The organism is Pseudomonas putida (genome assembly GCF_001941965.1).
Taxonomy (GTDB): domain Bacteria; phylum Pseudomonadota; class Gammaproteobacteria; order Pseudomonadales; family Pseudomonadaceae; genus Aquipseudomonas; species Aquipseudomonas putida_L.
In genome coordinates this window covers 1-13,916 of the sequence record NZ_MKZO01000044.1, presented here as the reverse complement: position 1 = coordinate 13,916, position 13,916 = coordinate 1, and the positions used below count along the sequence as shown (strand labels likewise).

Here is a 13,916-nt window from a genome sequence, read left to right as displayed (position 1 = left end):
CGCTTTTGACGTGCGTCAACGAAAAAAACCTGGAACCGTGCAAAATAATGGGGCTCTACCTACACATGTGTATTTCAAGAACCGAGGGAATTCGGCACACTGCCAGGGCCGCAGGCCGCGCCACACGGGCGCCGGCGGCGATAGCACCGGCCTTGCGCCGGGCGCTAGAATGCTCTCCTTCGCGCTTCGGGCTTGCCGCCCCTGCGCCTGTCCAGCTCGATCAACAAGGCCCTTACACGATGTCATCACGCACCAATCTCACCCGCGAAGACTGGATTCACGCCGCGCAGCACGTGCTGGTCAGCAGCGGCGTCGATGCGGTCCGGGTCGATACCCTGGCCAAGGAACTGAAGATCACCCGCGGCAGCTTCTACTACCACTTCAAGAGCCGCGGCGAGCTGCTCGAAGGCATCCTCGGCAACTGGCGGGCACGGGCCACCGAGGATGTGATCCTCAACCTGCGCAACGCCCATGTCTCGCCGTTGCAGCAGTTGCAGCGCCTGCTGGAGCTGCCGTCCCACGGGCAGACGGCCAAGGACGCGGCTGCGATCGAGCTGGGCATTCGTGCCTGGGCACGCCGCGACAAGCAGGCGCGCCAGGCGATCGACGAGGTGGACAGTCACCGCCTGAACTACATCGAAGGTTTGCTGATCCAGGCCGGGGCGCCGGCGGATGAGGCGCAGGACCGGGCGTACCTGATCTATGCGTACCAGATCAGCCTGTCGCTGCTGCATGGGGATGACACCCAGCAGCAAAGGCTGGAGCGCAGCCAGCGGATGGCGGGGTTGTTGTTGCCGCAGCAGGCGGCCGTGCCTGCCTGAACAAACCGCTCTCGAAAACCCTGCAAACCCCTGTGGGAGCTGGCTTGCCAGCGATGGGGCCAGCAGGAGCACCCTCTTTGTCAGACAGGGCCCTATCGCTGGCAAGCCAGCTCCCACAGGGTTCTCCGTGAACCGTTTGATTGCATGCGATCAGACCCGGAAGATACATAACTGTATCCTCTGATTTCAAAACACTATCATTCCCCTCTTCCCTCTTGACAACCCTCCATCATGACCGGCTAGTCTATACATACACATTCACATGTGTATCCAGAGTGACTTGGCCAAAGCCCCGCAATGGCTGGATCACACGACAATAAAAATACAGCTGGGTATCTCACCATGATGTCGCACGCGTGCACCGGCAGCCCCGCCGCCACCTCGCCTCCCCCTTCCCTGTCCGGGTGCACCTGCACACGGCCCGGTTTTCCTTACCCCATCACTCGCTGAGGGTTGCCCATGGACTTCTCGATACTGGCGTTTCTCGGCCAGGACGGCCTCACCACGGGTGCGATTTATGCGCTGGTGGCGCTGGCCCTGGTCCTGGTGTTCTCGGTCACCCGCACCATCCTGGTATTCCAGGGTGATTTCGTGACCTACAGCGCCCTGACCCTGGCGACCCTGCAACTGGGCCTGCTGCCCGGCACCCTGTGGCTGCTGATCGGCCTGTCGCTGCTGGCCTGCGTGCTCGACGCCGGCATCGCCCTGCGCCACGGCCATTACCGCCGCCTGCCCGGCCTGGCCCTGCGTTACCTGGGGCTGCCCGCCGTACTCTGGCTGGCCCTCGGCAATCTCGACCTGGCCGCCCTGCCCGGCCTGCTGCAGATCGTCGTCACCCTGGCCCTGGTCACCCCACTCGGGCCGCTGCTCTACCGCCTGGTCTACCAGCGCGTGGCACAGACCTCGGTGCTGTCGCTGCTGATCATCTCGGTGGCGGTGCATATCGCCCTGGTCGGCGTCAGCCTGTGGCTGTTCGGCGCCGAAGGGGTGCGCACGCGCTCCCTGGCCGATACCACCTTCATGCTTGGCGACCTGCCGGTCAGCCTGCAAAGCCTGCTGGTGATCGCCTGCGCCCTGGGCCTGATCGGCCTGCTCTACGCCTTCTTCGGCCATAGCCTGTACGGCAAGGCCCTGCGCGCCACCGCCCTGAACCGCAATGGCGCGCAGCTGGTGGGCATCCCGACCCAGCTCGCCGGGCAAAGCGCCTTCGGCCTCGCCGCCTTTATCGGCGCGGTGTCCGGGGTGCTGATCGGCCCGCTGACCACCCTCTACTACGACTCCGGCTTCCTGATCAGCCTCAAGGGCTTCGTCGCGGCGATCTTCGGCGGCCTGGCCAGCTACCCGATCGCCGCTGCCAGCGCGTTCTTCGTCGGCGTGCTGGAAAGCTTCGCCAACTTCGGCGCCTCGGCCTTCAAGGAAGTCATCGTCTTCACCCTGGTGATCCCGGTACTGCTTTGGCTGTCGCTGAAACACCCGCATGTCGAGGAGCAACACTGATGAGCCGTCGCCTGCTTCCCCTGTTCCTGCTGCTGGCGGCCATGGCCGTGGCGCCCTCGGTGCTGCCGCCGTTCCAGGTCACCCTGCTCAACTACATCGGCCTCTATAGCCTGGTGGCCCTGGGGCTGGTGCTGCTCACCGGCATCGGTGGCATGACCTCCTTCGGCCAGGCGGCCTTCGTCGGTATCGGCGCCTATGCCACGGCGGTGCTGACCACCGAGTACGGCCTGTCGCCCTGGCTCGGCCTGCTGGCGGGCCTGGCGATCACCCTGCTGGTCGCCACCTGCCTCGGCCTGCTGACCCTGCGCCTGGCCGGGCACTACCTGCCGATCGGCACCCTGGCCTGGGGCCTGGCGCTGTTCTACCTGTTCGGCAACCTGCCAGGACTCGGTGGCTTCGGCGGGATCCAGGACCTGCCGGCGATCGAGCTGTTCGGCTGGACGATCAGCGGCGCGGCGCAGTTCAGCCCGCTGCTCGGGGTGATCCTGGCGGTCACCCTGTGGCTGCTCGGCAACCTGCTGGACAGCCGCCAGGGCCGGGCCATCCGCACCCTCAAGGACGCCGCCGGGATGGCCGAGGCCATGGGCATCAACACCGGGCGCAGCCGCCTGCAGGTGTTCCTGGTCGCCGCGCTGCTGGCGGCGCTGTCCGGCTGGCTCTACGCCCACCTGCAACGGGTGGTGAACCCGACGCCATTCTCGGTGGTGATGGGCATCGAGTACCTGTTCATGATCGTCCTCGGCGGTGTCGCCAGCCTGTGGGGCGCGCTGCTCGGCGCCTTCCTCCTGACCCTGCTCAAGCAGGTGCTGCAGGACGTGCTGCCACACCTGTTCGGCCAGGCCGGCAACTTCGAGATGATCTTCTTCGGTGTGCTGATCATCCTGGTCCTGCAATACGCCCGTGGCGGCCTGCTGCCGTTGATCCAGGCGGCGCTGCCGAAAGCCCGCCGGCACAACACCCTCGCCGGCGACGCCGCCGCCCTGCCCAGGCGCAGCATGCCCGGGCACGGCCAGCCATTGCTGCAAGCAGAAGGACTGGTCAAGCGCTTCGGCGGCCTGGTGGCCAACAAGGACATGGGCCTGGCGCTCAACAGCGGCGAGATTACCGCGCTGATCGGCCCCAACGGCGCCGGCAAGTCGACCTTCTTCAACCTGCTGTCGGGCGTGCTCGCGCCGAATGCCGGGCAGATCACCTTCCTCGGCCAGCGCATCGACGGCCTCGCCCCGCGCGCCATCGCCAGCCTCGGGGTCAGCCGCACCTTCCAGCATGTGCGCCTGCTGCCGGACATGAGCGTGCTGGAGAACGTCGCCCTCGGCGCACACCGGCGCGGCAAGGCCGGGCTGCTGCGTTCGATGCTGCATATGGAGCGGGCCGAGGAAGCCAGCCTGCTCGCGGAAGCTGCGCGGCAGATCGAACGGGTCGGCCTCGGCGAGCACCTGCATACCCCGGCCGGCAGCCTGGCGCTGGGGCAGCAACGCATCGTCGAGATCGCCCGCGCCCTGTGCAGCGACCCGATCCTGCTGCTCCTCGACGAGCCCGCCGCCGGCCTGCGCTACGGCGAGAAACAGGCCCTAGCCCGCCTGCTCGAACAACTGCGCAGCGAAGGCCTTGGCGTGCTGCTGGTGGAGCACGACATGGAGTTCGTCATGGGCCTGTCCGACCGGATCGTGGTGATGGAGTTCGGCCAGCCCCTGGCCAGCGGCACGCCGATCGAGATCCAGGAAAACCCGGCGGTCCTGGCCGCCTACCTCGGAGGTGTGGAATGAGCCGCCTGCTGGATGTACGCAACCTGTCGATCAACCACGGCAAGGTGGAGGCGGTGCGCAACCTCGACCTGCACCTGGACGAGGGCCGGATCGTCAGCCTGATCGGCCCCAATGGCGCCGGCAAGACCACCCTGATGGCGGCGCTGATCGGCCTGCTGCCGTCACGCGGCGAGATCGACTACGCCAACCAGCCGCTACTGGCCCACCATGGCGTGGCCCAGCGCATCGACAAGGGCATGGCCCTGGTCCCGGAAAGCCGCGAGCTGTTCGGCCTGATGAGCGTCGAGGACAACCTGCGCCTTGGCGCCTTCAGCCGCCATCGCCAGGGCCACCGTGACCATCAGCAGACCCTCGACGAGGTCTACGCCCTGTTCCCGCGCATGCAGGAGCGCCGCGAGCAGGCAGCCTGCACCCTGTCCGGCGGCGAGCGGCAGATGCTCGCCATCGGCCGCGCGCTGATGGCCAAACCACGCCTGCTGATGCTCGACGAACCGAGCCTGGGCCTGGCACCACGGGTGATCGGCGAGATCTTCGAGATTTTCAAGACCCTGCGCGAGCGCGGCGTTTCCATCTTGCTGGTGGAACAGAACGCCCGCGCTGCATTGAAGATTTCCGACTACGGCTACGTCCTCGAAACCGGCGACATCGTCCTCCACGGCCCTGCCGCCGACCTGGCGCAGAACCCGCGGGTGGTCGAGAGCTACCTCGGACGCAAACCCACCGGCACGGAGGCACCCCGCGCTACCGGCACCTAGCGCCCGCTTTATCGAATTCGCTCGCCCCATAACAACAACATCCAAGGAGCTGTTCATGAAACCCTTCCTCCCCTTGCTGCTGGTCGCCGCCATGGCGTCCGCCGCCCAGGCCGATGTCACCGTCGGCGTGATCCTTTCCACTACCGGACCGGGTGCCTCGCTGGGCATTCCCGAGCGCAACACCGTCGATCTGCTGCCGAAAGAGATCGCCGGGCAAGCGGTGAAATACGTGGTCCTCGACGACGCCAGCGACAGCACCGCCGCCGCCAAGAACGCGCGCAAGCTGGTCAGCGAGAACCAGGTCGACCTGCTGATCGGCTCCAGCACCGTGCCGACCTCGGCGGCGGTGGCGCAGATCGCCAAGGAAAGCCACACCGCGCAGATCGCCCTGGCCCCCTATGCCCCGGCCAACGGCGAGCAGGCATGGATCTTCACCATCGCCCAGACCAACGCACTGATGGCCGAAGCACTGATCGAACACATGCAGGAAAACGGCGTGAAGACCCTCGGCTATATCGGCTACAACGACGTCTGGGGCGAGGACTGGCACAAGGTACTGAGCGAGCTGGCGCCGGCCGCCGGAATCACGCTGGTGCGTGACGAGCGCTTCAACCGCACCGATTCCTCGGTCAGTGGCCAGGCCCTCAAGGTCATGAGCGCCAAGCCCGACGCAGTGCTGATCGGCGCCACCGGCACCCCGGCCGCCCTGCCCCATACCGAACTGCGCCGCCTCGGCTACAAGGGCACGATCTACCACACCCACGGTGCGGCCAACTCGGCCTTCCTGCGTATCGGTGACAAGGCCCTCAACGGCGCGATCCTGCCGGTGGGGCCGGTGGTGGTGTGGGACAAGCTGCCCGACAGCCATCCGTCCAAGGCCATCGCCAGCGACTACGCCCAGCGCTACGAGGCCAAATACGGTGCCAACAGCCTGTCGCCGTTCGGCGCCTACCTCTTCGACGCCATGCGCCTGGTCGAAGTGGCGGTGCCTGAAGCGCTGAAAAGCGGCCAGCCGGGCAGTGCCGGGTTCCGCCAGGGCCTGCGCGACCAGCTGGAGAAGACCAGGGAAGTGGCCGGCACCCATGGCGTCTACAGCCTGAGCCCCACCGACCACTTCGGCCACGACCAGCGCGCCCGCGCCCTGGTCAGCGTGCAGGACCAGCAATGGGTCCTGCTGCACGCCCCTGAATGACTTCCATCACCGATAACAAGAACAACAAAGGCACAGGCATGAAACCAGTCAACCGCACCCTCGTTCTCGCCACCCTCAGCGCCCTCAGCCCGGTGCTGCACGCGCAAGGTTTCTTCGAGGACAGCAAGGCCAGCATCACCGCGCGCAACTACTACTTCGACCGCGACTACAAGGGTACCTCGGCGCAATCGGCGACCCGGGAATGGGCCCAGGGCTTTATCCTGCGCTTCAACTCCGGCTACACCGAAGGCCCGATCGGCTTCGGCCTCGATGCCCAGGGCCTGCTCGGCCTCAAGCTCGATTCCAGCCCCGACCGCACCGGCACCGGCCTGCTGCCGTTCGACAGCACCGACCGCGAGCCACGTGACGACTATTCCGAGCTGGGCCTGACCGGCAAGGTCAAGGTGTCGAAGACCGAACTGCAGGGCGGCACGCTGATGCCGATCCTGCCGATCCTCTTCGCCAGCCCGACCCGCCTGCTGCCGCAGACCTTCCGCGGCTTCAACCTCAAGTCCCAGGACCTCGCCGGCCTGACCTTCACCGCCGGGCGCCTGGACCGCATGAACCAGCGCGACTCCAGCAACGACCAGAAGATCAGCATCGCCGCGCCCAACCGGCGCTTCAATGGCGCGGCGCAGTCGGATGCCTTCACCTATGTCGGCGGTGATTACCAATGGTCCGAGCCGCTGACCCTCAAGTATTACCACGCCGAGCTGGAGGACATTTACAAGCAGGACTACCTCGGCTTCGTCGACAACCGTGCCCTGGGTGGCGGACGCCTGAAGACCGATGTGCGCTACCACATCAGCCGCGAGGATGGCCTCGGCAAGGCCGGTGAAGTGGACAACCGCACCTTCGGCATCATGAGCACCTACAGCCAGGCCGGGCATAGCCTGGGGCTGGGCTGGATGCAGTTGAATGGTGATACCTCGATGCCCTATATCGCCGGGTCCGAGCCGATGGTGGTCAGCGAGGGCGCGTTGAGCAGCGAGTTTCTCAACCCCAAGCAGCGGACCTGGCAGGTGCGCTACGACTATGACTTCGCCACGGTAGGGGTACCGGGGCTGAAGGGCATGCTGCGCTACCTGGATGGCAGCCATATCGAGTTGCCGGCGGCGCTGGGTGGCTCGGATCGTAGTGAGAGCGAGAAGGATATCGAGCTGTCGTATGTGGTGCAGAGCGGGCCGTTGAAGAACGTCGCGCTGCGGTTGCGGCATGCCTGGTATCGGAATGACTTTGCTTCGACGGCGTCGTTCAGGGATGACAATGAGCTAAGGGTGAATATCGATTACACCCTGGTGCTTTGGTAAGCGGCGCCGGTAAGGGCCTCATCGCCGGCAACGCCGGCTCCCACAGGTTTCGGCGGTGTCCGCGATCCTTGTGGGAGCCGGCGTTGCCGGCGATGAGGCCCCGGAAGGCACCCTCAGACCCGTCTCAAGGCGCCGGATTCGGCTGCTGCACATGGATCGCCTCGATCCCTTGCAACAGCTCCTCGGTCAGCTTCACCTCGACGCTGGCCAGGTTGCTGTGCAACTGCTCCAGGTTAGTTGCGCCGATGATGTTGCTGGTCACGAACGGCCGGCTGGTGACATAGGCCAGCGCCAGTTGCGCCGGGTCCACGCCATGGGCACGGGCCAGGGCGACGTAGCCTTGAGTGGCCTTCTCTACCTGCGGATTGTTGTAGCGCTGGAAACGGTCGAACAGGGCCAGGCGCCCCTTCGGCGGCTGCGCACCATTCAGGTATTTGCCCGAGAGCACGCCAAACGCCAGCGGCGAATACGCCAGCAGCCCCACTTTCTCGCGAATCGACATCTCCGCCAGGCCCACCTCGTAGCTGCGGTTCAGCAGGCTGTAGGGGTTCTGGATCGACACCGCCCGCGGCCAGCCACGGGTCTCGGCCAGGTGCAGGAAACGGTGCACGCCCCACGGGGTTTCGTTGGACAGGCCGATGTGACGGATCTTGCCGGCCTTGACCAGGTCGTCCAGCACCTCGAGGGTGTCCTCGATGGCGGTGGGCTCATCGGTGGCGTCGTGCACATAACCCAGCTGACCGAAGAAGTTGCTCTGGCGATCCGGCCAGTGCAATTGGTAGAGGTCGAGGTAGTCGGTCTTCAGGCGCTTGAGGCTGTCTTCCAGGGCTGCGGTGATATTGGCCCGGTTCAGCCGTGCATCACCGTTGCGGATATGGTCGATACGGTGCGGACCGGCCACCTTGCTCGCCAGCACCCAGTGCTCGCGGCCGCCGAAGCGGGCGAAGTAGTTGCCGATGATGCGCTCGGTCTCGCCGTAGGTCTTCGCGATCGGCGGCACCGGGTACATCTCGGCGGTGTCGATGAAGTTGACGCCGGCCTCACGGGCCACCTGGAGCTGCTCGAAGGCCTCGGCCTCGTTGTTCTGCTCGCCCCAGGTCATGGTGCCGAGGGCGATGGCGCTGACCTGGATTCCGCTGTTGCCGAGTTGACGCTTTTCCATGAAGCACTCCTTTTTCGAAACGGCGAAGGCCGCTGGCACCCCGAAAGGCGCCAGCGGCCTGTATTCGGTGACCGCCTCAGCGCGCGACGGGCTTGAACAGCTCCACGGCGCTGGCGTCGATCTTGCGCGGCAGCAGGCCCTGGGCAAAGAACACATCGGCGATCTGCTGCTGTTCGGCGAGGTTATCAGCCTGTACCGGCTGCACATCATAACTGCGTCTGCCATTGGCTTGCTCGACCGTTGCGACATCGAGGTTGCCCCAGAGTGGTCCGAGCACCTTGGCCGCATCGGTCGGATGGGCCTTGATCCACTTGCCGGCGCCGCTCAGGGCAGTGAACAGGGTGTTCAGTACCTGTGGGTGAGCCTTGGCGTAATCGCTGGAGGCCAGGTAGTAGCGCTGGTAGTTCGACAGGCCCTGGCCATCGCTCAACACCCGCGCATGCTGCTGGCGCTGGGCGCTGGCGACGAAGGGATCCCAGGTCACCCAGGCGTCCACCTTGCGGTTCTCGAAGGCAGCGCGGCCATCCGCCGGAATCAGGTAGGCCGGCTGGATGTCGTTGAAGTTCAATCCGGCCTTGGCCAGGGCCTGGATCAGCAGGTAATGGCTGCCGGCTGCCTTGGTCACGGCGATCTTCTTGCCCTTGAGGTCGGCGAGGGTCTTCAGCGGCGAGTCCGCCGGCACCAGGATGGCCTGGGCCAGGGGCGACGGGTTTTCGCGGGCGAAATAAACCAGCTTGGCACCGGCCGCCTGGGCGAATACCGGGACGGTGTCGGCGACATCGGCGGAGACATCGACATTGCCCAGGTTCAGCGCCTCCAGCAGCGGCAGGCCACTGGCGAATTCGTGCCAGGTGACGTCGATGCCCTGGGCCTTGAGGTCTTTCTCCAGGTTGCCCTGGGCCTTGAGCAGGGTCAGCAGGGTCGAGGATTTCTGGTAGCCGATACGCAGGGTTTCGGCGCTGGCGGTGCCGGCGAGGCTGGCGCCCAGCACCACGGCGGCGGCCAGTTGATAGATGCGTTTGAAAGGAATCATATGCGCGAAGCTCCGCAATCAGGGGGTCTTGGTCAGTTGTACGGTGGCCGGCAGGACAAAGCCGCTGGCGAAGGTCGGCGCCACGTCGAGGCGCCCGGCGATCAGGCCGTGGGCCTGGTAGAAATCAGCGGTGTCCTGTTGCTCGGCGATGGTCTGCGCATCCACGGCCTGCCAGCGCAGTTGCCGGCGCTCGAACTGCAGGCCCGCGGCGTCCACCGGGAAGCCGATGATCTGCGCCAGGGTCTTCGAATAGCTGTCGAGGTTGCGGTTGGCCCAGTCTTGGGCCTTGGCCAGGCGCGTCAGGTAATCCTGCAGGGCCTCGCGCCGGGCCGGATCGGCCAGGGCCTTGTCGGTGGCGGCGAGGAAGCTGTTGCCGCTGGACAGACCACGGCCATTGACCAGCACCCGGCCCTGCCCGCTCAGTTCGGACAACGCGGTGTAGGGTTCCCAGGTGGCCCAGGCGTCCACCGAGCCATTGGCCAGGGCGACCTTGGCGTCCACCGGGCCGAGGAAGCGGAATTCCACGTCCTTCTCGCTGAGGCCGGCGCTGACCAGGGCCTTCAGGGCAATGTAGTGACCGATGGAACCGCGCCCGGTGGCGATGCGCTTGCCCTTGAGGTCCGCGGCGCTCTTGAACGGCGAGTCCGGCCTGACCAGCACTGCCGTGCCATAGGCATCGGACTTGTCCACGGCAATCGCCTTGACCTGCGCGCCCGACGCCAGGGCGAACAGCAGCGGTGCATCGCCGATGATCCCGGCATCGATGGCCCCGGCATTCAGCGCTTCGGCCAGGGGTGCGGCGGCGGGGAATTCGGCCCAGCGGATGTCATAGGCCAGGTCTTTCAGGCCATCGGCGGCTTCCAGCTGGGCGCGCATATTGCCCTTCTGGTCGCCGATGCGCAGTTCGACACGCTCGGCGGCGAAGGCCGGGCTGGCCAGCAGCAAGGCGGCTCCAAGGGCCAGGATTCGGGTAAGGGGGATCATCGCGACGCTCCTTGAGGCTGGATCTCAGCCTGTTGTCAGGTTCCGGGTTCCATCCGCTATGCGACGCGGAATGTGAGCCGACTGTAGCGAGTCGCGCATAATCAGTGAAATGCATTTTGGTCATAACCTAATATGCGAACAATTTTTCATTTCCGTGATTAGCTTAGAACCATAAAGAATTTTACATAGGCACTCACCGCACATACGGTCATAAGCCCTGCCGTCTTATGCAAATGAGTGCCTGATGAGCCAGTCTTCCGCCAACACCGTTCCGCTGCACCGGGCGACGCCGCCCGAGGACGCCTTAGACCCGGTCCTTGCGATCATCACCCGCGAGCTGGCTGCCAGTGCCGCGGGCTTCGACCGCAGCGGCGCGTTTCCCGCCGCCAACTTCGCCCTGCTCCAGCGCCATGGCCTGCTCGGCCTGACCGTGCCGAAAAGCCTCGGTGGCGGCGGCGCCGACCTGCCGACGGCGCGCAAGGTGATCGCCGCGGTGGCCAAGGGCGAGCCGTCCACCGCACTGATCCTGGTGATGCAGTACCTCCAGCATTTCCGCCTGCAGGACGACCAGCGCTGGCCGGCCCATCTGCGTGAACGCCTGGCCCGCGAGGCGGTGGAGCACGGCGCGCTGATCAATGCCTTCCGCGTCGAGCCCGAGCTCGGCACACCGGCCCGTGGCGGCCTGCCGGCAACCGTTGCCCGGCGTACCGCCGAAGGCTGGCGGCTGTCCGGGACCAAGCTCTACTCCACCGGCAGCCATGGCCTGGAGTGGTACCTGGTGTGGGGCCGCAGCGACGACGCCGACCCGCTGGTGGGCGGCTTCCTGGTGCACAGGGACAGCCCCGGCATCCGCATCGTCGATGAATGGGATCACCTCGGTATGCGCGCCACCTGCAGCCACCGGGTCGAGTTCGACGACGTGCTGCTGCCCCTGGACCACGCCGTCTCGGTCAGCCCGGCCAGCGCGCCGCGCCCGGAACTGGACGGCGAAAGCCTGGTATGGATGGCAGTGCTGCTGTCGAGCATCTACGACGCGGTGGCCCAGGCCGCCCGTGACTGGCTGGTGACCTTCCTGCGCGAACGAACCCCGTCCAACCTCGGCCAGCCGCTGGCCAGCCTGCCGCGCTTCCAGGAGCGGGTCGGGCGCATCGACACCCTGCTCTTCGCCAACCGCAACCTGCTCGATTCCGCCGCCGCCGGCCTGGTCCCGGCGCAGAACGCCGGACAGCTCAAGCAACTGGTAACGCAGAACGCGATCCAGGCGGTGGAACTGGCCATCGAGGCCACCGGCAACCCCGGGCTGTCGCGGCACAACCCGCTGGAACGGCATTACCGCGACGTGCTGTGCAGTCGCATCCATACCCCGCAGGACGACGTGGTGTTCCATGGCACCGGTCGCGCCGCCCTCGACGCAGGAGTCGCCCCATGAGCACCGTCAGCGTGATCGCTAGCCAGCTGGATGCGCAGGCCAACGAATTCATCCGCCAGCAACTGCCGGGGCACCGGGTCCTGGACCTGAGCCCGGAGCAGTTCAATGCCGAACGCGCCGACGTGGTGATCCTGCGCCCGGTCAACGTGCGCGGGCGCCGGGTCGACGAAGCACCGCGGGGCTGGCCCTGGTCGCTGCGCTGGGTGCAACTGGTGTCGTCCGGCATCGACTTCTACCCGGACTGGTTGTTCCAGGGCCCGCCGGTGACCAGCGGCAAAGGCAGCAATGCCGAGCAGGTGGCCGAGTTCGCCCTCGCGGCGATCTTCTCGGCGGCCAAGCAGTTGCCGGATATCTGGGTCAAGGATGATGACTGGCGCTTCAGCTCGCTGCAGCCAGTGCGAGGCAAGACCCTGGGCATTCTTGGCCTCGGCAGCATCGGCAAAAGCCTGGCGGCCAAGGCCGCGGCGCTGGGGCTGCGGGTCATCGCCCTGGGCCGTCCGGGCCAGCCGCTCGACGCCGGGGTACCGGTGGAGGCCGTGGCGGATATCCACCAGCTGTTCGCCGAGTCCGACCACCTGGTCCTCGCCGCGCCGCTGACCGCCCAGACCCGCGGGATCATCGGCCGCGAAGCGCTGGCGCATGCCAAGCCCGGCCTGCACCTGATCAATATCGCCCGGGGCGGCCTGCTCGATCAGCAGGCGCTGCTCGAAGCACTGGACGCCGGACGCATCGGTCGGGCCACCCTGGATGTCACCGAACCCGAGCCGCTGCCGGCCGGTCACCCGTTGTACAGCGACCCGCGGGTGTTCATCTCGCCGCACACCTGCGCCCTTTCCACCGACGGGATTCGCGGCTTCGCCGTGGATTTCGTCGAGAACTTCCGCCGCTATCACCAGGGCCAGCCGCTGCGCAACCTGGTCGATCACCAGCGCGGCTACTGACCTTTCACGCGAATCCCCAGGAGTACTGCAATGACTGCCGTTCTATCCGTCAAATCCGATCTCGACAGCGTGCGCCAGCGGGTCAGCGCCGAGGAATGGGAGGTGCGCGTCAAGCTCGCCGCCGCCTATCGGCTGGCCGCGCTGTTTCGCTGGACCGACCATATCTACACGCACTTCTCGGCGCGGGTGCCGGGGCCGGAGGAGCATTTCCTGATCAATGCCTTTGGCTTGCTGTTCGATGAAATCACCGCGTCCAACCTGGTCAAGGTGGATGTCAACGGGACCCTCATCGATGACCCGCTGGACCTGGGCATCAACCAGGCCGGCTATGTGATCCACAGCGCCATCCACCGCGCCCGCCCGGACCTCAAGGCGGTGCTGCATACCCATACCCGCGATGGCGCGGCGGTGTCGGCGCAGCGTGACGGCCTGCTGCCGCTGTCCCAGCATGCGCTGGCCTACTACAGCCGGGTGGCGTACCACACCTATGAGGGCGTGGCCCTGGACCTGGACGAGCAGGAGCGGCTGGTGGCCCACCTGGGCGAGAGCAATATCCTGATCCTGCGCAACCATGGGCTGCTGACGGGCGGGATCAGCGTCGAGCATGCGTTCCGTGAACTGCACGGGCTGGAGCGGGCCTGCAATATCCAGATCGCAGCGCAGGCCGGCGGGAATGCGGACCTGCTGTTCGCGCCGGAGGCGGCGATCGAGAAGGTCAGGCAGCAGACGGCGGCGTTTATCGACGGCAACAGCCCGGGGATCCAGCGGCATTGGGATGCGTTGATCCGGCAACTGGATCGGGAAGGAGATGATTACAAACAGTGAGGGCCTCATCGCTGGCAAGCCAGCTCCCACAAGGATCGCGTGCACCGCTGGACCTGTGGGAGCTGGCTTGCCAGCGATTGGCCTTCAGATGCACTAGAGAACCCACTGACCGACCCCACTCAGGGAGGAAAAAACCAAAAAGCAGGAAGCCAACATGCCCAAACCCGCCTTGCGCCACGCCCTCCCCCCATTGTTGCTGAC

The 13,916-nt window shown here is 66.1% G+C and carries 12 protein-coding genes; 9 read left to right on the top strand and 3 right to left on the bottom strand.

Annotated elements, in window-relative coordinates; translation table 11 throughout:
* The first annotated feature begins 239 nt into the window (after positions 1 to 239).
* From PSEMO_RS23035 to PSEMO_RS23010, 6 genes are all read left to right on the top strand, one after another.
* Positions 240 to 821, top strand: coding sequence for a TetR/AcrR family transcriptional regulator (locus tag PSEMO_RS23035; protein WP_075805258.1), 582 nt, complete (start codon positions 240 to 242; stop codon positions 819 to 821).
* A 459-nt stretch (positions 822 to 1,280) separates the two neighbouring features.
* On the top strand, positions 1,281 to 2,318 hold the full coding sequence (locus PSEMO_RS23030) for a branched-chain amino acid ABC transporter permease (protein WP_075805257.1): 1,038 nt from the start codon (positions 1,281 to 1,283) through the stop codon (positions 2,316 to 2,318).
* Complete coding sequence (locus PSEMO_RS23025; RefSeq protein WP_075805256.1) at positions 2,318 to 4,084, top strand: branched-chain amino acid ABC transporter ATP-binding protein/permease; 1,767 nt, start codon at positions 2,318 to 2,320, stop codon at positions 4,082 to 4,084. The genes PSEMO_RS23030 and PSEMO_RS23025 overlap by 1 nt, the downstream gene beginning before the upstream one ends.
* Positions 4,081 to 4,839, top strand: a complete 759-nt coding sequence (locus tag PSEMO_RS23020) for an ABC transporter ATP-binding protein (protein WP_075805255.1) — start codon at positions 4,081 to 4,083, stop codon at positions 4,837 to 4,839. Before PSEMO_RS23025 ends, PSEMO_RS23020 begins: the two co-directional genes overlap by 4 nt.
* Before the next feature lie 55 nt (positions 4,840 to 4,894).
* Complete coding sequence (locus tag PSEMO_RS23015) at positions 4,895 to 6,031, top strand: ABC transporter substrate-binding protein (RefSeq protein ID WP_075805254.1); 1,137 nt, start codon at positions 4,895 to 4,897, stop codon at positions 6,029 to 6,031.
* A 38-nt stretch (positions 6,032 to 6,069) separates the two neighbouring features.
* Entirely contained in the window at positions 6,070 to 7,341 is a 1,272-nt protein-coding gene (locus PSEMO_RS23010) for an OprD family porin (RefSeq protein ID WP_075805286.1), read from the top strand.
* Between the two features lie 124 nt (positions 7,342 to 7,465).
* Here the strand turns inward: PSEMO_RS23010 and PSEMO_RS23005 are convergent, their stop codons facing one another.
* From PSEMO_RS23005 to PSEMO_RS22995, 3 genes are all read right to left on the bottom strand, one after another.
* Positions 7,466 to 8,503, bottom strand: a complete 1,038-nt coding sequence (locus PSEMO_RS23005; RefSeq protein WP_075805253.1) for an NADP(H)-dependent aldo-keto reductase — start codon at positions 8,501 to 8,503, stop codon at positions 7,466 to 7,468.
* Positions 8,504 to 8,579: 76 nt separating this feature from the next.
* Entirely contained in the window at positions 8,580 to 9,536 is a 957-nt protein-coding gene (locus PSEMO_RS23000; protein WP_075805285.1) for an aliphatic sulfonate ABC transporter substrate-binding protein, read from the bottom strand.
* An 18-nt stretch (positions 9,537 to 9,554) separates the two neighbouring features.
* Positions 9,555 to 10,520, bottom strand: a complete 966-nt coding sequence (locus tag PSEMO_RS22995; protein ID WP_075805252.1) for an ABC transporter substrate-binding protein — start codon at positions 10,518 to 10,520, stop codon at positions 9,555 to 9,557.
* Positions 10,521 to 10,764: 244 nt separating this feature from the next.
* On the opposite strand from PSEMO_RS22995, the gene PSEMO_RS22990 reads away from it, so the two are divergent.
* Genes PSEMO_RS22990 through PSEMO_RS22980 form a run of 3 tightly spaced genes read left to right on the top strand, consistent with a single transcriptional unit; the run spans position 10,765 to position 13,715 of the window.
* Positions 10,765 to 11,949, top strand: a complete 1,185-nt coding sequence (locus PSEMO_RS22990; RefSeq protein WP_075805251.1) for an acyl-CoA dehydrogenase family protein — start codon at positions 10,765 to 10,767, stop codon at positions 11,947 to 11,949.
* Positions 11,946 to 12,890, top strand: coding sequence for a D-isomer specific 2-hydroxyacid dehydrogenase family protein (locus PSEMO_RS22985; RefSeq protein ID WP_075805250.1), 945 nt, complete (start codon positions 11,946 to 11,948; stop codon positions 12,888 to 12,890). The genes PSEMO_RS22990 and PSEMO_RS22985 overlap by 4 nt, the downstream gene beginning before the upstream one ends.
* Positions 12,891 to 12,920: 30 nt before the next feature.
* Entirely contained in the window at positions 12,921 to 13,715 is a 795-nt protein-coding gene (locus tag PSEMO_RS22980; RefSeq protein ID WP_075805249.1) for a class II aldolase/adducin family protein, read from the top strand.
* Positions 13,716 to 13,916: the final 201 nt, after the last annotated feature.